The sequence below is a fragment of the Rhodoferax sp. EU05-FHT12H12 genome (assembly GCF_058791215.1).
Map to the genome: position 1 here is coordinate 462,227 of NZ_JBYTDI010000004.1, position 19,612 is coordinate 481,838.

Here is a 19,612-nt window from a genome sequence, read left to right on the forward strand (position 1 = left end):
TAGAAGGAAAGTGACTCAGAGCATGAATTCAGTGGTGATTTATACGGATGGCGCTTGCAAGGGCAATCCGGGGCCTGGTGGCTGGGGCGTGTTGCTGCGTTCGCCGGACGGGAGTGAAAAGGAGTTGTTTGGCGGGGAGTTAGGCACCACCAATAACCGCATGGAAATGATGGCCGTGATCCAGGCCTTGGGGGCACTCAAACGCCCCTGCAGTGTGGTGTTGCACCTGGACAGCCAGTACGTGCTCAAGGGCATCACCGAATGGCTGGTGGGCTGGAAGGCCAAGGGCTGGAAGACGGCAGCCAAACAACCCGTCAAGAACGTGGACTTGTGGCAGCAACTGGATGCACTGGTCAGCACTGCAGGCCATACCATTGACTGGCGCTGGGTGAAGGGCCATGCCGGTGACCCCGGGAATGAGCGCGCCGATGCTTTGGCCAACCGGGGCGTGGACAAAGCACTGGGTCGGTGCTAGCTCGCGCAGCGTGAATGCCAATACGCAGGCACGGGGCTTGCGTATTGGCGCGTCCGGTGTCACGTCCAAGGGCTACTATCGGCGGTTAGCCCGTTTTCAACCCCCAAAATCACTTTTTTTCATGGCATCAAAAGCTGTTTACTCCGCGGTCGCAATTGTTGGTATGGCAGCGCTCTCTGGTGCAGCATGGTGGTACCAGTCCAAGCCCCAGGGCCCCAAGGAAATGGTTGGTGGCCATGGCCCCACCGCGGGTGGCTCCACGACCTCTGCTCCGCCGCGTATTGCCGGGGTCGAAGTTGCCAAGGTCATGCGCACCACTCTGCAAGATGATGCACAGTCGGTCGGTTCCTTGCGTTCGCGCCAGAGTGTGATGGTGCGTCCGGAGGTGGCAGGGCGTGTCAAGACCCTGGGATTCAAAGACGGCGCGCAAGTGCGCAAGGGGCAACTTCTGGTGCAGTTGGATGACACCCTGCAACGCGCAGAACTCAGCCAGGCCCAGGCCCAGTTGTCGATTGCCGAGGCCAACTTCAAGCGCAACCAGGAGTTGCTCGCGCAAAACTTTGTGGCCCAGCGCGTGTTGGACGAAAGTGCCGCCAACCTACAGGTCGTGCAGGCCCAACTCTCGCTGGTGCAGGCCCGTCTGGGGCGCATGGCGATTGTTGCGCCCTTCGATGGAACGGTGGGCCTGCGTGCGGTGAACGTGGGTGACTACGTCAAGGATGGCGCGGATCTGGTTAATCTGGAGGACATCGGCAGCATGTTGGTGGACTTCCGGCTGCCCGAGCGTTACCAGCGCAAGCTGCGCCCCGGTCAGGTGGTGGAACTGGCCCTGGACGCATTTCCCGGTCAGGCGTTCAAGGCGCGCATCGAGGCGGTCGACCCGCTCCTGGATGCCAATGGCCGCTCAGTCGGTGTGCGGGCTGTGTTGCCCAACACAGGCGGAGAGCGGTCCGGGGGCTCTGGTGGTGCGCCGCTGCGGCCTGGCATGTTTGCCCGGGTAACGGCAATTTTTGGCGTCAATGACGCCGCACTGGTGGTGCCCGAAGAGTCTTTGGTCCCGCAGGGGGGCAAGCAATTTGTGGTGCTGGTGGTTGCACCATCGGATGTGCCTGCCGCAAGCAATGTACCGGCCAATACGGAGTGGGTATCCAAGCGACAGGAAGTGAGGCTGGGGGTGCGTCGTCAGGGCAAGGTGGAGGTGAGGGAAGGCCTGAGCGAAGGGCAAACCATTGTGGTGGCGGGCCAACAGCGTTTGCAGCGCGATGGAACGCCTGTGCGTATCGTCGAGCTGGGCAAGGGGGCTGCCGCGTCCGCGCCGGCCAGTAGTGCGTCCGCACCACGCGCGTCTGGAGGCTGATACACCATGCAATTGGCTGAAACATCCATACGTCGGCCGGTCTTCGCGACCGTGTTGTCTTTGCTCATCATGTTGATTGGTGCGGTGTCTTTCACCGGCCTGTCAGTCCGGGAGTACCCAAAGATTGATGAGCCAGTCGTGACGGTGACCACGCGGTTTGGCGGCGCATCGAGTGAAGTGGTCGAAGCCCAGGTGACCAAGGTACTGGAAGATTCCCTGGCGGGGATTGAGGGTGTGGACGTCATCACCTCCAGCAGCCGCCAGGAGCGCAGCCAGATCTCCATCCGTTTTGCGCTGTCGCGTGATGCTGATTCTGCTGCCGCCGACGTGCGGGACAAGGTCTCCCGCGTGCGCCAGCGCCTGCCCCAAGGGATTGACGAGCCCGTCATCGCCAAGGTCGAAGCCGATGCGTTTCCGGTGATTTTTTTGTCTTTGAGCTCCGATACCCACAATGCCCTGCAGTTGTCGGAAATGGCCAATACGTTGGTCAAACCGATCTTGCAGACCGCCCCCGGTGCTGCCGATGTGACAATTTCCGGAGAACGCAAGTTCTCCATGCAGATATCTTTGGACCCCGCCAAGCTGGCGGCATTTCGCTTGACGATCCAGGATGTGGAGGACGCCTTGCGCCGCTCGAACCTGGAAGTTCCTGCCGGACGCATTGAAAGCAACTTGCGCGAATTCAATGTGACCGCCGCGACCGACCTGAGCCGACCCGGCGAATTTTCCCAGGTGATTGTCAAAACCGTGAACGGTTTTCCTGTGCGCATTGGGGACGTCGCCCGCGTGGCGCAGGGCCCGGCGGAGGAGCGCTCCAGTGTGCGCCTCAACGGCAAGGATGCGATCGGGGTCGGCGTGGTCCGACAGGCGACCGCCAATCCACTGGATTTGTCGGCGGGGGTGCGCGCGCTGATGGCGAAGATCCAGAAAGACTTGCCACCGGGGGTGTTGGTGGAGGTTGCCAATGACAACTCTGTTTTCATTGATCGCTCCATCAAAGCCGTCTACCAGACGATTGTCGAAGCCTCTGTGCTGGTGGCGCTGGTCATTTTTGTCTTCCTGCGCACCTTGCGTGCGGCGATCATTCCGCTGGTCACCATTCCGGTGGCGCTGATTGGCGCTTTTGCGTTGATGGCCTTGGCCGGTTTCAGCATCAACACCCTGACCTTGCTTGCGCTGGTGTTGGCCATTGGTCTGGTCGTGGACGATGCCATTGTGATGCTGGAGAACATTTACCGGCACATTGAAGATGGTGTACCACCATTCCAGGCTGCCATCCAGGGCGCACGAGAGGTGGGCTTTGCCATTGTGGCCATGACCTTGACCTTGGTGGCGGTCTACGTGCCGTTGGCGTTTGCACCGGGCCGTACCGGGCGCCTGTTTACCGAGTTCGCGCTGGCGCTGGCGGGGGCCGTGCTGGTGTCGGGTCTGGTGGCCTTGACCTTGTCGCCGATGATGTCCTCGGTGCTGTTGCGCCACAACCCACGCCCTAGCTGGTTTGACCGCACCATGGAGCATGCGCTGGAGTCGTTCACCAAAGGCTACGGCACGGTACTGGCTTGGACATTGCGCCACCGCTGGCTGGTGGTGTTGGTGATGGTGGGGAGTGGGGCCGTGACCTGGGCGGTGATGGGTTCCATCAAACGCGAACTGTCACCCATGGAGGACCGGGGGGTGGTGCTGGCGCAGATCAATGCTCCCGATGGTGCCACGCTGGATTACACCAACCGCTACGCCCGCTCCATCGAAAAGGTGGGGGAGGGCTTCCCGGAGTTTGACCGGATTTTTGCGAACATCGGTAGCCCCACAGTGGCCCAGGGGAATGTGTTTTTTCGGGCCGTGCCCTGGGAAGAGCGTCAGCGGACGACGGTGGAGATGGCGCGTGAGATGACCCCCCGCGTGTCCGGCATGCCCGGGGTCACAGCATTCCCGATCACACCGCCGTCTTTGGGCCAGGGCTTTACCCAGCGCCCTGTCAACTTTGTGATCATCACCTCCGAGAGTTACCAGAACCTGTCACAGGCGGTGCGTGCGTTTCAGGATGAGTTGGCGAAAAACCCTGGTTTCTTGCAAGTGGATACCGATTTGCGACTCAACAAGCCCGAATTCAGGCTGGAAGTAGACCGCGAGCGGGCCGCAGATATGGGGGTCGGGGTGGATGTGATTGCGCGCTCGATTGAAACCGTGTTGGGAGGGCGCAACGTGACCCGCTACAAACGGGATGGTGAGCAGTACGACGTCGTGGTGCGTACTGCGGCGACGGGGAGAGATACGCCCGATGACATTGAGAACATCTTTGTGCGTGCCAAGGGGGATGCCATGGTGCCGCTGTCTGCCCTGGTCAAAATCAAAGAAGTCGTGGTGCCGAGGGAGCTGAACCACTTTGGCCAGCGACGCTCCGCGACCGTTACGGCGAACTTGTCCCCTGATTACTCGCTCGGCGAGGCCTTGGACTTCTTGGATGCCACGGCCAAGAAGGTACTCAAACCAGGGTATGCAACGGATGTGAATGGCTCCAGCCGCGAGTTTCGCAAGTCTTCAGATTCCTTGACGCTGGTGTTTTTACTCGCCTTGGTGTTCATCTTTCTGGTGCTGGCTGCCCAGTTCGAGAGTTTTGTGGACCCCTTGGTCATCATGCTCAGTGTTCCCTTGTCTATGGCAGGCGCACTGGTCGCCCTGAAATGGTCAGGCGGGACTTTGAATGTGTTCAGCCAGATTGGCCTGATCACCTTGGTGGGCCTGATTACCAAGCACGGCATTTTGATGGTGGAATTTGCAAACCAGTTGCGTGAGCAGGGCATGCAGACTTTGCAGGCTATCCAGCAGTCGGCCTCCCAGCGTATCCGCCCCATCCTGATGACCACTGGCGCCATGGTCCTGGGCGCTATTCCGCTGGCCTTGGCCTCGGGCGCCGGGGCCGAGAGCCGCCAGCAAATCGGCTGGGTGATCGTGGGCGGCATGTCAGTCGGGACCTTGCTGACGGTGTTTGTGGTTCCTACCATGTACACCTTGCTGGCCCGCAAACACGCACCGGGTGCGAAGAAAGACCCGGTCTGATTTAGCCAGGTGCCTTGAAGGCTAAGTCCGCTAGGGTATTGAAGTTATCGAACGCATCTGCTGGATAGGCGGGGGCGTCAAAGTCCACCCATTGCACCCCGCTGGCTTCCAGCCAGGTTTGCACCTTGCGTTGCCCGCTGTTCAGGTAATGGTGGAGGTCTGGTGCCAGCTGGGTGGATAGCAGGCATGCCAAAGGGTGGGTGCGTCCGTTGGCGCGGGCCGCTGCAGCGTGGCGCTGTGTGGCTTCCAGTGTGCCTGCAAGGCGCGATGCAAGGTCCAGCGGAATATGTGGCGTGTCACACGGCACGATCAGCAGGTAGTGCATGGTTGGGGGCAGCGCCGCTGCATGTTGAAAGGCCGACCAGATGCCCTCCAAAGGTCCGCCATAACCTGTGCGCTCGTCGGCCCAGACCGGGTAACCCAGTGCTGCGTACTCCTGCGCATGGCGATTGGCACTGATGCCCATGTGTTGCGCTGGCCCCCAGCTTTGCGCCTGAAGGCGCTGCAGGCCATACGCGGCCAATGCCTGGCCCCGGTAGAGCTGGAGCCCCTTGTCGGCCCCTCCCATACGTTGGCCTTGACCACCCGCCAGGAGCACGCACAAGGTGTTGGCGGGCGCGGCAGATGGGGGGCGAGAATCAACCACCGATATAACTCATCTCCACGCGGCGCACGCCTGGCCCGCTGCCGGGGGGCAGGGCACTGCGCAAGGCGGAATACTGTTCGCTGCGCTGGTGCCAGATCTGGCGGATCGCGGCCCCCAATTGGGCATCCGGGCTGCCATCGCGCAGCAGGCTGCGCAAGTCATAGCCCTGGCCTGCGAACAGGCAGAGGTAGAGCTGTCCTTCGGTGGAGAGGCGTGCCCGGTTGCAGTCGCCGCAAAAAGCCTGGGTGACGCTGCTGATCACTCCAATCTCTCCCGCTGTTGTGTCATGGTGCCCCGCTGCGTTGGCGTAGCCCCAGCGCTGTGCGGTTTCTCCGCGCGTGGCGTGCCCCAGTGTGAGCATGGGCCACTCGGTCTGGAGGAGGCGAACCACCTCGGCCGATGGCATCACTTCATCCATGCGCCAGCCATTGGTGGCGCCCACGTCCATGTATTCAATAAAGCGCAGCACGATTCCCGTCCCTTTGAAGTGCCTGGCCATGGGCAGGATCTGCTGCTCGTTGGTGCCGCGCTTGACCACCATATTTACTTTGATAGGCCCCAGGCCTACTGCCTGAGCGGCTTCAATGCCGCGCAGCACGTCGGCGACCGGAAAATCCACATCGTTCATGCGCCGGAATACGGCATCGTCCAGCCCATCCAGACTGACGGTTACTCGCTGCAGGCCGGCCTCTTTCAAGGCCCGAGCCTTTTTGGCCAGCAGGGAACCGTTGGTCGTCAGGGTCAGGTCCAAGGGCTGGTCCTCGGGCGTACGCAGGGCCGCCAGTTGTGCCACCAGTATTTCCAGGTTTTTGCGCAGCAGGGGTTCGCCACCCGTTAGGCGGATTTTTTGTACCCCTTGCGCCACAAACTGGCGGGTCAGGCGGGTGATTTCTTCAAAGTTCAGTAGCGCCGTTTGCGGCAGGTACTGGTAATCTTTGTCGAACACGTCCTTGGGCATGCAGTAGCTGCAGCGGAAGTTGCAGCGGTCTGTCACGCTGATACGCAAATCCCGCAAGGGGCGGCCAAGCACATCGCTCAAGCCGGTCTGTCCGGGGTCTGACGCACGCGGATCTGGGGGCAGGCTGCTCACGGGGATAGACCGCGTGCGTTGGTCCACCAAGGGTACGATGCGCAAATTGCCGGGTTCTGCCATGCGCTCTATTGTCCACGCTTCTGCGGCGTCGGATGAATCGCAGTGCAAAATCGAGGCAGTACAAGAAATACAAAACCTGTCGTTGGAGAAGAAACCATGTCCTCCAAACTCTTACCCCTGTTGTTGTCAGCCGCCTGCGCGATAGCCCGAGCCCAAAGTGGTTCCCAGGCTAGCGCGGTGAGTGAGCGCGACTTTTTGGGCGAGGTGCCCGTGGTGCTGTCGGTGTCACGGCTGGCCCAGCCACTGGATGAGGCGCCCGGGGCTGTAACGATTCTGGACCGCCAGTTCATCCGCATGTCGGGGGCGCGCGATGTTGCAGACCTTCTGCGCATGGTGCCGGGCTTCCAGACGACTACGTCCTTTGAGACCGATGCCCCACTGGCCTCCTACCACGGGCGCAGCGATGACTGGGCCAACCGCATTCAGGTGCTGGTGGATGGGCGCTCGGTGTACTCCGGTCACTTGCAGGGCTCTGCGGGACTGGGTTTGCAGACCCTGGCGCTGGACGATATTGCCCGCATTGAGATACTGCGGGGGTCCAATTCCGCCACCTACGGGGCACGCGCGTTTCTGGGCGTGATCAACATCATCTCCAGAGATGTTCGGGATTTAGGGTCAGCAGCAACCATGACCATGGGTGACAACATGGTGGCTGATGCAGGCGCCAGCATCGGCTGGGGGCTGCCCGGGGCGACTTACCGCATTAGTGTGGACTCGCGGGGGGATGAGGGGCTGCGCGCGGCCTATGGTCGCAACCGTGTCTCCCGCGTGAATGCCGTTGCGTCCTGGGACACGGGGGGCGGCGCGGAACTCGACATGCGTGTGGGGGCCTTGGGCATTGATGCGGGGCGTGGTTCTGCGGACTCGCCCGGCAATGTCCAGCGCATGCGATTCTTGGGCTCCCAGTTTGTGCAGATGGACTGGCGCAAGCCGCTGGACGGCGACCAGGATGTGCAACTGAGTTTTTCTCGGACCCAAAATACCCACAAAGACAATTTTCGTTACCAGAGCACCGGCCTGATCAATGGGATCAACTACTTCGGTGCGTTGGTGGACTTTGGCGGTCAGGAGCAGAACGATGCCCTAACACTGCAACACACCGTGGTGCACTCGCTCAGCCTGCGATCCGTGTGGGGAACAGAGTTGCGGCGCGAGCAGGTGACCTCGCATTCGAGTTTCGACACCCGTGAGCAGGTGGTCTCCAACTTCTCACGCTTGTTTGGCAGCGTGGAGTGGAGATTGCAACCCGATTGGGTGTTGAATGTCGGCGCAATGGCCGAGCAAAGCGATATGGGCGGCGGCACCTTCTCCCCGCGCCTGATGCTCAATTGGCATGTGTTTGCGGGCCACACCCTGCGTGCCGGGGTATCGAGCGCCTTTCGCCCACCGAGTGCCTACGAGAAGTATGCCGCCGTGCGTTATTACGATGCCAATGGCACCCAACCCCTCACCACGGTGCTCAGCAGCGGAGCCCTGTTGCCCGAGAAAATTTACACCCGTGAGTTGGGCTACAACTACAACCTCGCACCACATGGCATTTCGGGGGACGTCCGTTTTTTTGATGAACGTATTACGGATGGCATCGAGCGCCCAAGCGGTGTTTCTCCGGAGGACTACCGGAACATCGAGAACTTCAGCATCACCGGCGTCGAACACCAGATTCAATGGAAACCCTCGACCGCTACCCAGCTGTTTGCCACCCAAACCTGGACCCAGATTGCAGGTGCGGAGCGCTTCAAAACCACCCATGGGGCTGCCCGCTATGCCGCATCGCTGATGGCGGTGCACACCTTGTCCTCCGGGACCACCTTGTCGCTGATGCACCAGCAGTCCGACGATATTGGACTGATGTCTGGCAGTGACCGTCTCTACTCGATGGGGCGCACGGATATCCGCGTGGCCCAGCCCTTGCGTTTTGGCAAACACAAGGCCGAACTGGCTTTTGTCGTCCAGAATGTGGACCAGCCCTATCGAGACGGTGACCGCAAATTCTTCTTTGACCGCCGCGCCTTTGTGTCGTTGCGGGTGGATCACTGACGCATGGGGTGGGCACGCGCGCTCGGTGGCATCTTGCTCGGCTGGACGCTGTGGGGCGCGCCCGGGGCATTTGCGGCGGAGGTGCTGGTCCTTAGCAGTGAGCGAAGTCCCAATTACCACGATGCCAGCCAGGCTGCTGTTGCCGAGCTGGTCAGGTTGGGGGTGCGGCGCACGGATATCTTGCAACTGTATGCATCCGAACTGGCGGCGGGAGATCTGGGGGCGGCGCTGTCCGCCAAGGTCTGGATCACGCTGGGTTCCGATGCCCTGGCCCGCGCTTTGCAGCGCGAGGGGCGTCCCACACTGGTGTCAGCCCTGATTCCGCGTTTGGGCTTCGAGCGCATTCTGCGGGACAGTCCCGGCAGGGCCGCTGCCCCTGCGGTGGCGGTGTACCTCGATCAGCCCTTTGGCCGCCAGCTTGACCTGATGCACCTGGCCTTGCCAGAGGTCAAGCGTGTGGGGGTACTGTGGGGGCAGGAGTCGTTGGCGCAGCAGCCGAATCTGCAGGCCGCAGCCCAGGTCCGGGGTATCGAACTGGTCGCGGGGTCCGTCCCATCGTCGGCCAACCTGTTTGCTGGGCTGAAAACCGTACTCGATGGCGCTGATGTGCTGTTTGCCGTGGCCGATCCGCAGGTTTACAACAGCAGCACCATCTCGAATATTTTGCTGGCTACCTACCGCGCACGTGTGCCGGTCATGGCATTTTCCCCGGCGTATGTGAAAGCAGGCGCCTTGTTGGCGGTCTACAGTACGCCGCGCCAGATTGGTGTGCAGGCGGGGGCGATGGCGCGCACCGTGCTTCAGGGGGGGGCGGTGCCTGCGTCGCAGTACCCGCTGGAGTTCAGTGTGGCGCTGAATGAACACGTTGCCCGCTCACTGGGCATGTCGCTGGATGAGGCGGTCTTGAACGAACGTCTGCACCGCTTGGAGAAACGCCCATGATGTTCCCGGGTATTCGCACCCGCATGCTGGCCGCAGCGCTGGTGCCGGTCACCTTGGTGGTGCTGGCGCTCGTCTCGGTGTTCTGGACCAGCCGCATTTCCGACCTTGATGAATCACATAGCCTGCGGACCCGCCTGATGGCGCGCCAAGTCGCGCTGGCCAGTGAATACGGCCTGTTTTCTGGCAATGTGGCCGCGCTTCAAACGGTGTTGGCCGGCCTGCAGCGCGAATCGGATGTGCGCTCTGTCGCTGTATTTGATGTGGACGGCCGCATGCTGGCAAGTTCCGGCCTTTTGCACTACAACGGACTCAAGGAAGCCAGCAGTTCAGCCTACGCCCGCCAACAGCTTGGCGACAGCATTGACGTGGTGGTGGTGGAGGTGACCTCGGGCAATGTGCCCATTGATGATCTGTTTTCCCCCTCGCCTGGCGCGCAGGGCTCTGCCCCCGAGGTGTTTGGCCATGTGGTGTTGGAAGTGTCGCGCGCGCGCTTGGTGGCGCGCGAGCGCGAGCTGCTGGTGCTGGCCTTGGGCATTGGCCTTGCGGGATTGGTGTTGGGGGGCATTTTGGCCACCCGGATGGGGGAGGGTGTGGTGCGCCCGGTGCTGCGTGTGTCCCGCATGATCGAGCGTATTGGCGAGGGCGACCTGACGCCCAGCTCCGAGTCACGTCCGAACGACCCTTTGTACGACCTGCAGACCCGGTTGAACCAGATGGCCCAGCGCCTGGCTTGGGGGCGCGAAGAGATGGAGTTCCGCGTCGAGTCGGCCACGCGTGAGCTGCGGCTTAAAAAAGAAGAAGCCGAAACCGCCACCTTGGCCAAGTCCCGCTTTCTGGCAGCGGCTAGCCACGACTTGCGCCAGCCTACCCATGCCTTGGGCATGTTTGTCGCCCGGCTGGGGCAATTGCCGCTGGACGCCCAGACGCGCCAACTGGTAGCTAGCCTGGAAGCCTCGGTGCAGTCCATGCAGGATTTGCTCGATGGTCTGCTGGATGTCTCTCGCCTGGACGCCGGCGCGGTGCAGGTACAACTGGGCCCGGTCAATATGGGCGAGCTGTTTCATAGCCTGCGCAAGGCCTTGCAGCCGCTGGCAGAAAGCAAGGGCTTGCGTTTGCGCATACGCCCCAGCCCGTACTGGGTGATGACCGACCCGGTGCTACTGCAGCGCATGGTGATGAATCTGGCCAATAACGCAATCCGCTATACCGAGCGTGGCACGGTCATGATCAGCTGTCGGCGTGTGGGCGATGGACGCAAGGTACGCCTGGATGTGGCGGACAGCGGCATTGGCATTTCACCCGCACACCAGGAAGATATTTTCCGGGAGTTCTACCAGGTTGGAAACTCAGGCCGTGACCGGGCCCAGGGTCTGGGGCTGGGCCTGAACATTGTGGAGCGCACGGCTCAGCTGCTGGGCCATAGCATCACGCTGCGCTCAGCGCTGGGGTGTGGCACGCGCTTTTCCATCCACCTGCCTGCTGCCCAAGCGGTGGAAGCCTCTGTCAGCATGGCATTGGTCGACCCACAGGGCCTGGGCGGTGTTGAAGGCATGCGCGTGCTGGTGATCGAGGACGATGGCTTTGCACTGGAAGCGATTCGCGACTTGCTCACCTCATGGGGCTGCGTGGTCAACGCGGCCGCCACCGTGGCCCAGGCGCTGGATTTTGTGAATGCGTACGCCGCCCCCGATGTGGTGTTGAGTGACTTCCGCCTGGGGGAGGCGCGCAATGGCCTGGACGTGATTGCCATGGTACGGGCCCACGCGCGGCGCGAGATTCCTGCCTGTCTGATGAGTGGCGACACGGATGCCGGCCTGATCCAGGCAGCCAAGGATGCGGGTTTGACGCTGTTGCACAAACCAGTGCGTCCGGCCAAGCTGCGCAGCTTCCTGCGCCGATCGGCCATGGCAACCGAGGTGAACGATGCCGCCGAGACCTAAGCGGCTGAGGTGGGGCGGTAGCCGCTGCGGGCCGCTGCCACGACGGCTTGGGTGCGGTTTTGTACGTCGAAGTAGCGCAGGATGGAGGTCACGTGTGTCTTTACGGTTTCTTCCGACACATTCAGCGAGCTGCCGATTTCCCGGTTCGAGCGGCCGTCGAGCAATTCACGCAACACCAGTTCCTGCCGCTGGGTGAGGGGGGGTTTGGTATTGGCGCCGTCAAACGACAGGGCACCAAAGTCACTGTTGAGCTCTGACGGCGAATAGACATCACCATTGAGCACCAAACGCACTGCGTGCAGCAGCTCATCGCTCAGGCTGGATTTGGTGACAAAGCCCGAGGCGCCGGATTGCAGCACCTGGCGCATGATTTGCACATTGGCAGAGCCCGACAGCATGACGATGGGCAGCTCGGGATGGTTTTTTCCAAACACGTCCAGGGCCTGCAGGCCCGTCATGTCGGGCAGGTGGTAGTCCAGCAGCACCAGGTCAATGTCCACATGCTTTTCTGCCAGGGCAAAGGCCTGCTCGCAGGTGCCCGCCTGCAGCACGGAGACGTCTTCGTCCAGACCTTTGAGCACCTGGTGCAGGCCTTCGCGTACCAAGGCATGGTCGTCAATCACAAGTATTTTCACGGGCTTGCTTTAAGAGAAGGGCGCAAGTAACGCCTATGGCGCCATGGTAGCGCATAGCCACCACCGTCCGCTACCCAAAAAAAAGCCCGCCGAAGCGGGCCATGGCAAAGCCGGCGTACTTTTAGCCACCATGCAGCTTCATCATCAGCGGCACGATCAGCAGCGCCACGATGTTGATGATCTTGATCAAGGGGTTGACCGCGGGGCCGGCGGTGTCCTTGTAGGGGTCGCCCACGGTGTCGCCCGTCACGGCTGCCTTGTGGGTCTCGGAGCCCTTGCCGCCGTGGTGGCCGTCTTCAATGTATTTCTTGGCGTTGTCCCAGGCACCGCCGCCGGTGCACATGGAGATGGCCACAAACAGACCGGTCACGATGGTGCCCATCAACAGGCCACCCAAGGCCGCTGGGCCCAAGGCGAGGCCGACCACGATGGGTACTACTACGGGCAGTAGCGACGGGATCATCATTTCCTTGATGGCAGCCGTGGTCAGCATGTCTACCGCGGTGTCGTACTCGGGCTTGCCCGTGCCGTCCATGATGCCCTTGATTTCCTTGAACTGGCGGCGCACCTCCACCACCACCGAGCCCGCGGCGCGGCCCACGGCCTCCATGGCCATGGCGCCAAACAGGTAGGGGATCAGGCCGCCGATAAAGAGGCCAATGATGACCATGGGGTCGCTCAAGTCAAACGTGATGTGCTTGCCAAACGCGTCCAGCTTGTGGGTGTAGTCGGCAAACAGCACCAGCGCAGCCAGGCCGGCAGAGCCAATGGCATAACCCTTGGTCACGGCCTTGGTGGTGTTGCCCACGGCGTCCAGCGGGTCGGTGATGTCGCGCACGCTGGCGGGCAGCTCGGCCATTTCGGCAATACCCCCGGCGTTGTCGGTGATGGGGCCGTAGGCATCCAACGCCACCACGATACCGGCCATGCTCAGCATGGAGGTGGCAGCGATCGCGATGCCGTACAGGCCGCCCAGGCTGTAGGCACTGTAAATCGCCATGCAGACAAACAACACCGGCCAGGCGGTGGAACGCATGGACACGCCCAAACCGGCAATGATGTTGGTGCCGTGGCCCGTGGTGGAGGCCTGGGCGATGTGTTGCACCGGCGCGTACTGGGTGCCGGTGTAGTACTCGGTGATCCAGACCAGTGCGCCGGTCAACACCAGACCCACGGTGCAAGCACCAAACAGGCTGCTGGCGCTGAGTACATGGCCGTCTGTCAGGGTAATGGATGCAGGAAACATGCTTTGCGTCACAAAGTAAAACGCAATCAGCGACAACACGCCGGCGATGGCCAGGCCCTTGTACAGCGCCGGCATCACGTTTTTCATGCCGGGCGAGGCCTTGACGAAGAAGCAACCGATGATGGACGCCACAATTGACACCGCACCCAGCGCCAGGGGGTATAAAACGGCTGTAGCCCCCGCAGAACTTGCGAGGAGTGCTCCCAAAACCATAGTAGCAATCAAGGTCACCGCATAGGTTTCAAACAGGTCGGCGGCCATGCCGGCACAGTCGCCGACGTTGTCGCCGACGTTGTCAGCGATCACGGCGGGGTTGCGCGGGTCATCTTCAGGAATGCCGGCCTCCACTTTGCCCACCAGGTCGGCACCCACATCGGCGCCCTTGGTGAAAATGCCACCGCCCAGGCGGGCGAAGATGGAAATCAGCGAAGAGCCAAAGGCAAAACCAATCAGAGGGTTGAGCTTGGCGGTCGTCACCGTGCCGTCCGGCACCAGGTACCAGTAAAAGCCGGTCACGCCCAGCAGACCCAGACCCACCACCAGCATGCCAGTGATGGCGCCACCGCGGAAGGCCACATCCAGCGCCGGGCCGATGCCTTTGGTGGCGGCTTGTGCTGTACGTACGTTGGCGCGCACCGACACATTCATGCCGATAAAACCGCAGGCCCCCGAGAGCACCGCACCCACGACAAAGCCCACGGCGCTCAGACCGTCCAGAAACAGGCCAATCAGGATGGTCAGCACCACGCCGACGATGGCGATGGTCTTGTACTGCCGCGAGAGGTAAGCCGCTGCACCGGTCTGGATGGCGGCTGCAATCTCTTGCATGCGCGCATTGCCGGCGTCTTGGGAAAGGATCCAGCTGCGTGCCCAAACGCCGTACACCACGGCAATCAGTCCACAGCCAAGCGCCAGAAACAGCGCTGTGTTGCCCGTCATAGAAATACTCCTCTATGGTTGTTTCGCAAAGATGGGAGCAACGCTAGCGAGGCCCCCGCTGCGTTGCTTCCTCAGTGCTCCAACCCTACAAAGCAAGGGGAGATGATTGGCCAACGGGCCGAATGTAGCGTGCTTTGAAGACAGCACGCGAAAAACGAAAGTGTGTAGTCAGTAAAATCCGGGTTAATCCCTAGGTTTCCCACCAGGGTTTCCCGTTTCCCACTTTCAACATAAAGAGAACATCCATGTCCCTCGACAAAGTCACCCCCGGCAGCAAAGTCCCCGATGCATTCAACGTCATCATCGAAATCCCCATGAACGCCGATCCGGTGAAGTACGAGGTGGACAAGGACTCGGGTGCCATTTTTGTGGACCGCTTCATGAGCACCGCCATGCACTACCCCACCAACTACGGGTATGTGCCCAAAACCATCGCGGGTGATGGCGACCCCGTGGACGTGCTGGTGATCACCCCCGTGCCGCTGATTCCCGGCGTGGTCGTTCCCTGCCGTGCCATCGGCATCTTGAAGATGACCGACGAAGCCGGTGAAGACGGCAAGGTGCTGGCGGTGCCCGTGGACAAGATCTTGTCGCTGTACAGCCAGTGGAAGAAGCCCGAAGACCTGAACCCCTTCCGCCTGAAGACCATCGCCCACTTCTTTGAACACTACAAAGACCTGGAAGAAGGCAAGTGGGTCAAGGTGGAAGGCTGGGAGGGCCCAGAGTCCGCCCAGAAGGAAATCATGGACGGCATCGCCAACTACAACAAGCAACAGGCGTAACATGGCCCGTGGCAGGGTTTAGAGGTCAAATAGGCCTCTAGCCCTTGTAGATACTGCGCGAGCAGCTATCAAAAAAAGAGCGCTACCTCGCAACGGGTCGCGCTCTTGGTGTTTCTGGCCCGCGGATAGCGGGCGTCCGATAACCCTCAGTCTCTTGTGGGGTCAGGAAACACCCACTGCTGCAGGCGGCCTTCGCGTTCAAACGGTTTCCAGGCACCATGCACCTGGGCCAGGCGGTCGGCCACCACCCACCAGGCGCTGGGGTTCAGCCCCAGGCCGATGTGGCTGGCAAACACTTCCACGTTTTCGGTATGGGGGTTGTTTTTACAGGGCGCTTGCAGGCTTGCGGGCCAGGCCACCACCCCGTCGGTGCGGGAGTAGATGGAGGTGGTGGGCACGGGCGGCGCGGCGGGCAGGTCGAAGTTTTCCACCTCCTGCGCAATGCTGCGCCCACTGGTGAGTTCGTACAGGCGCCAGGCATTGGTGCTTTTGTGGGAGCCTGCAAAGGGCGTGCCCAGGGTGATGACGCTGCGCACATGCTGGGGCAACTCTTTGGCCAGCTCGCGTGCGTACACGCCGCCCAGGCTCCAGCCCACCAGGCTTACGGCCTCGCCGCTGGCCTCTGCGGTTTCCTGCACCTGGCGTTTGGCGGTTTCCAGCACACCTGCACGGGGTCCAAAGTTATAGCCCTGGTTCCAGCCAGAGATGTCGTAGCCCAGGTTGTTGAGGTAAGCCCGCAGCGGCACAGTGGAGCCGTCACTCGCCGACAGGCCGGGGAACACGATGACCGGGTGGCCGTCGCCCACTGGCGCCTTGGCCAGTGCGGGCCAGCTGGGCAACACCGACCACAGCTCCCAGGGCGCGCGCAGTTCCAAGGCCATCAGCCAGGCATTGGGGGCGGGGTGGTGGTCGCTCTTGGATGCGCGTTTTTTGGCCATACGACGGGGTTCAGGCGGCTTTCGGGGGCCGCTTTTTTAGAGGGGTTTTAACAGTAGCAGCTTTTGCCATGGTGCCCCGCCGGGGTGCTGTGGCTTTAGTCGGGGCTCTCTGTTTTTTCGTCGCCTTGGTGACTGTGGCTGCCTTTGCTGGTTTCTTTTGGTCTTGGGCGTGCCCCAGCAGCGCGCGGCCTTCTTCAAAGGCGGCCACCAGCGCATCCGTCAGGTCCTGCACCTGGGGCACCGCTTGGGCGTCGGCGATCACGCCAAAGTCCACGCTGCCGGCGTAGGTCTGTACCGTGATATTGAGCGCAATGCCGTGCACCACGATGGACATGGGGTGGAAGGTCCGCATGCGCGCGCCGGCCAGGTAGAGCGGCACGCGCGGCCCCGGCACATTGCTGATGACCAGATTGGCCACCATGGGCAGGCGGTGGGAGAGGCCGGTGGCGCTGTAGGTCTTGAACGCGGCCTTGGCCACCCCGCCCACAATCCACGGCGCCAGGAGCGATGGGTAGTCGGTGGGCAGCATGCCTTTGAGCTGGACCATGGCGGTTTTTACCTTGGCGGTGGAGTCCATGATGGCCTGCAGCCGCTTGAGCGGCTGGGCCAGGTGTGTCCCCAGCGCTACCACCGTCATGGAAGCCTGGGTGCTGTAGTCGGTGTTGCTCTCTTCGCGCAGGCTCACCGGCATGGCGGCCAGCAGGGGCTTGCGTGGAATGCTGCCGTGCTGGGCCAGATAGCTGCGCAGCGCAGTGGCGCAAATCCACAACACGATGTCGTTGAACGATCCGCCCGCGGCCTGCGCCATGGCGCGGCAGTCTTCAAACGCGATGCTGGCCGTGCCAAAGCTGCGCGCCGTGCCCACGGCCACGTTGAAGTCGGTCATGGGAGCCAGCGTGATGGGCGACTTGGGGCGCAAGCCGCTGCCTTGGCCCTGCAGGCTTTGCCGCGCCACGGTGCTGCCCAGGGCCTGCACGGCCTGGGGCAGGGCGCGGGCCAGCTTGACGTACTGGGCCAGCGAGTTGGAAAACACTGCCCCCAGCATCTGGCCGACTTTCAGGCTTTGCGCCTTGCGCGGTTTCTCGTGTGGCGGCGGTACCGCACGCGGCGTTGGGCCCACGTCCATCATGGCCTGGGTCAGGATGGTGCCGCTTTTGCCATCCAGCGTGGCGTGGTGGATCTTGGAATACAGCGCACCACATACGGTGCCGTCCGGGCACAACACGCGGTCAAACACATGGAACTCCCACAGCGGGCGGCTGCGGTCGATCAGGTCGCTGTGCAGCTCGGCCGCCAAGGCTTGGGCTTGCGCCAGTGGCAGGGCGCGGCCCTTGATCTTGCGGATGTGAAATCCCAGGTCCACCGCATCGGCTTGCAGCCACACCGGGTGGCCCAGGTCCAGCGGCATGAAGCCCAGCTTGCGCGTGAACACCGCCGCCAGGTGCAGGCGCTGGCCAATGTGGGCGGTGATGGCCTTGTGCAGGCTGAAGCGCGGGGTGGCGGGGAGTTCGTAGAGGCAGAACGAGCCCACGTGCATGGGGGTCTGCGGCGTCTCTAGGTACAGAAATGTGGCGTCCAGGCCGCTCAGGGTGTGCATGGTGATCGGTCTCCTGCAGACAGGGTAGCAGCGTGCTGTGGGGCTGGCAGCTAGGGTTTGCCAAGGGCAAGGGCGCGTGTATGATGATTTGCAAGGCGTTGGATTTCGCTTGCCGAGCCTGACCAGGAGCTCCCATGGACCTGCCACAAAACGCACCGATGTTGGACCAGAGCCATGTCCATGGCGCTGCGGCCCAGGCCGATTCCAGGCAGTACCTGACCCTGCGCCTGGGTACCGAGGAGTACGCCATTGACATCATGCGGGTGCAAGAGATTCGCTCTTATGAGCAGCCCATCAGCATGGTCAACTCCCCCAGTTTTGTGAAAGGTGTGGTGAACCTGCGCGGCGTCATCGTGCCCATCGTGGATCTGCGTCTCAAGCTGCAGTTGCCGCGCGTCGACTACAACGACTTCACCGTGGTCATCATCCTCAAGCTGCAGGGTGCGGTCGTCGGGGCTGTGGTCGATGGTGTGTCGGACGTGGTGACGTTCAGCGCCCAGTCCATCAAGCCAGCGCCCCAGTTCGACTCGGCGCTGGACGCACGTTTCATTCTGGGGCTGGTCCATGTGGGCGAGCGCATGCTGGTGGTGATGAACATGGAGGCATTGCTGGGCAATGCCGAAATTGGGGTGATGGTGGGCTGAATTTACTGGAGCACAAACAATGGCATTTGGTTTCTTGACCTCCCTGCGCGGGAAAATTGTGGCAACGGTGGGCCTGCTGGTGGCTGCCGGTTTGCTGGTTCTGTCGGCAACCAATGTGTATACGGCGCGCAGCCACGCGCTGGAGTCGCTGGACAGCCAGACCCGGGCTTTGTCGCGCTCGCACGCGGCGGGTGTGGGGGACTGGGTCAGCGCGCGCAAGCAGGTGGTGGTCTCGTTCGCTGGGGCAGTGCCCGAGGCAGACCCCATCAAATTTCTGCAGCAGGCCAAGATTGCCGGCGATGTGGACACCGCGTACATCGGATTTGCGGACAAACACACGGCCTTTTCCAGCCCGCAAGAGCTGCCGCCAGACTACGACCCCACTTCACGACCCTGGTACCAGCTGGCGGCCAAAGAGTCTGGGCCGGTGGTGACCGATCCCTATCTGGACGCTGGCACCAAAAAACTGGTGATCACCTTTGCCTCGGCCGTGAAGGACGGTGCGCAGGTGAGCGCGGTGACGGCGTTGGACGTCTTCATGGACGGCGTGGTGCGCAATGTGGCTTCCATCCGGCCCACGCCAGGCACCTACGGCCTCATCGTTGGCAAGGACGGCAAGATCGTGGTGCATGAAGACACGGCGTTGGCGATGAAGCCCATCACCGACATTGCCCCCAGCCTGGGCGCTGGCGGTCTGGAAGCCCTGGTCGGCGCGGCCGGACTGCGGGACGTCACCATCCGTGGCGAAAACCGCCTGGTCTATGCCGAGCCGATTCCCGGCAGCAACTGGATCCTGCTGGTGGCGCTGAACCGGGCAGAGGCCATGCGTGGCGTGACGGCCTTGGTCTGGTCTGCTGCCGCCTGGAGCGTGGCGATCGCGGTGATGACGGTGCTGGTGATTGGTGGCATCCTGAGCACGCTGCTGGGGCGGCTGCTGGTGCTGCGCAATGCCATGCAGGACATTGGCTCGGGGGAGGGTGACCTGACGCAACGCATCCCCACGGAGGGCAATGACGAGCTCGCCGCGATTGCCACGGGCTTCAACCAGTTTGTGGAGAAAACCCAGGGTGTGCTGCGTCAGGTGCGCTCCAGTGCTGATGGGGTGGCCACCGCCAGCGCCGAAATAGCGCAAGGCAACCACGACCTCAGCGCACGGACCGAACAACAAGCCAGCGCGCTGGAAGAAACCGCCGCCAGCATGGAAGAACTGGGCTCCACCGTCAA

The 19,612-nt window shown here is 62.1% G+C and carries 15 protein-coding genes; 9 read left to right on the forward strand and 6 right to left on the reverse strand.

Features of this window, described 5'->3' with window-relative positions:
- Positions 1-22: 22 nt before the first annotated feature.
- The 3 genes from rnhA (at position 23) to AC3WS7_RS14435 (ending at position 4,889) form a co-directional block, all read left to right on the forward strand.
- The gene (gene rnhA / locus AC3WS7_RS14425) at positions 23-475 is read left to right on the forward strand and encodes a ribonuclease HI (RefSeq protein WP_492656831.1); all 453 of its coding nucleotides are present in this window, start codon (positions 23-25) and stop codon (positions 473-475) included.
- Positions 476-638: 163 nt separating this feature from the next.
- On the forward strand, positions 639-1,832 hold the full coding sequence (locus AC3WS7_RS14430; protein ID WP_492656832.1) for an efflux RND transporter periplasmic adaptor subunit: 1,194 nt from the start codon (positions 639-641) through the stop codon (positions 1,830-1,832).
- Positions 1,833-1,838: 6 nt separating this feature from the next.
- Positions 1,839-4,889, forward strand: coding sequence for an efflux RND transporter permease subunit (locus tag AC3WS7_RS14435; protein ID WP_296465656.1), 3,051 nt, complete (start codon positions 1,839-1,841; stop codon positions 4,887-4,889).
- Between the two features lies 1 nt (position 4,890).
- On the opposite strand, the gene mobA is transcribed toward AC3WS7_RS14435, so the two are convergent.
- Together mobA and moaA are read right to left on the reverse strand one after the other, a co-directional pair.
- A complete protein-coding gene (gene mobA, locus AC3WS7_RS14440) occupies positions 4,891-5,535 on the reverse strand; it encodes a molybdenum cofactor guanylyltransferase MobA (RefSeq protein ID WP_492656833.1) in 645 nt (214 codons plus the stop codon).
- Positions 5,528-6,688, reverse strand: a complete 1,161-nt coding sequence (moaA, locus tag AC3WS7_RS14445) for a GTP 3',8-cyclase MoaA (protein WP_492656834.1) — start codon at positions 6,686-6,688, stop codon at positions 5,528-5,530. The genes mobA and moaA overlap by 8 nt, the downstream gene beginning before the upstream one ends.
- A 96-nt stretch (positions 6,689-6,784) precedes the next feature.
- On the opposite strand from moaA, the gene AC3WS7_RS14450 reads away from it, so the two are divergent.
- From AC3WS7_RS14450 to AC3WS7_RS14460, 3 genes are read left to right on the forward strand one after another with little or no spacing between them, the layout of a single operon-like run.
- On the forward strand, positions 6,785-8,725 hold the full coding sequence (locus AC3WS7_RS14450) for a TonB-dependent receptor plug domain-containing protein (protein ID WP_296465664.1): 1,941 nt from the start codon (positions 6,785-6,787) through the stop codon (positions 8,723-8,725).
- Between the two features lie 3 nt (positions 8,726-8,728).
- The gene (locus AC3WS7_RS14455; RefSeq protein ID WP_492656835.1) at positions 8,729-9,667 is read left to right on the forward strand and encodes an ABC transporter substrate-binding protein; all 939 of its coding nucleotides are present in this window, start codon (positions 8,729-8,731) and stop codon (positions 9,665-9,667) included.
- Positions 9,664-11,607 carry a hybrid sensor histidine kinase/response regulator gene (locus AC3WS7_RS14460; protein WP_296465670.1) on the forward strand — a complete coding sequence of 648 codons (1,944 nt, stop codon included), beginning with the start codon at positions 9,664-9,666 and terminating at the stop codon, positions 11,605-11,607. The genes AC3WS7_RS14455 and AC3WS7_RS14460 overlap by 4 nt, the downstream gene beginning before the upstream one ends.
- Here the strand turns inward: AC3WS7_RS14460 and AC3WS7_RS14465 are convergent.
- Together AC3WS7_RS14465 and AC3WS7_RS14470 are read right to left on the reverse strand one after the other, a co-directional pair.
- A complete protein-coding gene (locus AC3WS7_RS14465; protein ID WP_296465673.1) occupies positions 11,604-12,242 on the reverse strand; it encodes a response regulator transcription factor in 639 nt (212 codons plus the stop codon). The genes AC3WS7_RS14460 and AC3WS7_RS14465 overlap by 4 nt on opposite strands.
- Positions 12,243-12,363: 121 nt before the next feature.
- A complete protein-coding gene (locus AC3WS7_RS14470) occupies positions 12,364-14,427 on the reverse strand; it encodes a sodium-translocating pyrophosphatase (protein ID WP_296465675.1) in 2,064 nt (687 codons plus the stop codon).
- A 245-nt stretch (positions 14,428-14,672) separates the two neighbouring features.
- On the opposite strand from AC3WS7_RS14470, the gene ppa reads away from it, so the two are divergent.
- Complete coding sequence (gene ppa / locus AC3WS7_RS14475) at positions 14,673-15,209, forward strand: inorganic diphosphatase (RefSeq protein WP_296465677.1); 537 nt, start codon at positions 14,673-14,675, stop codon at positions 15,207-15,209.
- A 146-nt stretch (positions 15,210-15,355) separates the two neighbouring features.
- On the opposite strand, the gene AC3WS7_RS14480 is transcribed toward ppa, so the two are convergent.
- Both AC3WS7_RS14480 and AC3WS7_RS14485 read right to left on the reverse strand, forming a co-directional pair.
- Complete coding sequence (locus tag AC3WS7_RS14480) at positions 15,356-16,147, reverse strand: lipase family alpha/beta hydrolase (RefSeq protein ID WP_492656836.1); 792 nt, start codon at positions 16,145-16,147, stop codon at positions 15,356-15,358.
- Positions 16,148-16,157: 10 nt separating this feature from the next.
- Positions 16,158-17,744 (reverse strand): wax ester/triacylglycerol synthase family O-acyltransferase, encoded by a 1,587-nt coding sequence (locus AC3WS7_RS14485; protein WP_492656837.1) that lies wholly within the window; start codon positions 17,742-17,744, stop codon positions 16,158-16,160.
- Positions 17,745-17,878: 134 nt separating this feature from the next.
- Between AC3WS7_RS14485 and AC3WS7_RS14490 the strand changes: the two genes are divergently transcribed.
- Both AC3WS7_RS14490 and AC3WS7_RS14495 read left to right on the forward strand, forming a co-directional pair.
- Entirely contained in the window at positions 17,879-18,388 is a 510-nt protein-coding gene (locus tag AC3WS7_RS14490) for a chemotaxis protein CheW (protein ID WP_492656838.1), read from the forward strand.
- Positions 18,389-18,407: 19 nt separating this feature from the next.
- Positions 18,408-19,612, forward strand: a 1,205-nt coding sequence (locus tag AC3WS7_RS14495) for a methyl-accepting chemotaxis protein (RefSeq protein WP_492656839.1), incomplete at its 3' end; no start/stop codon positions are given.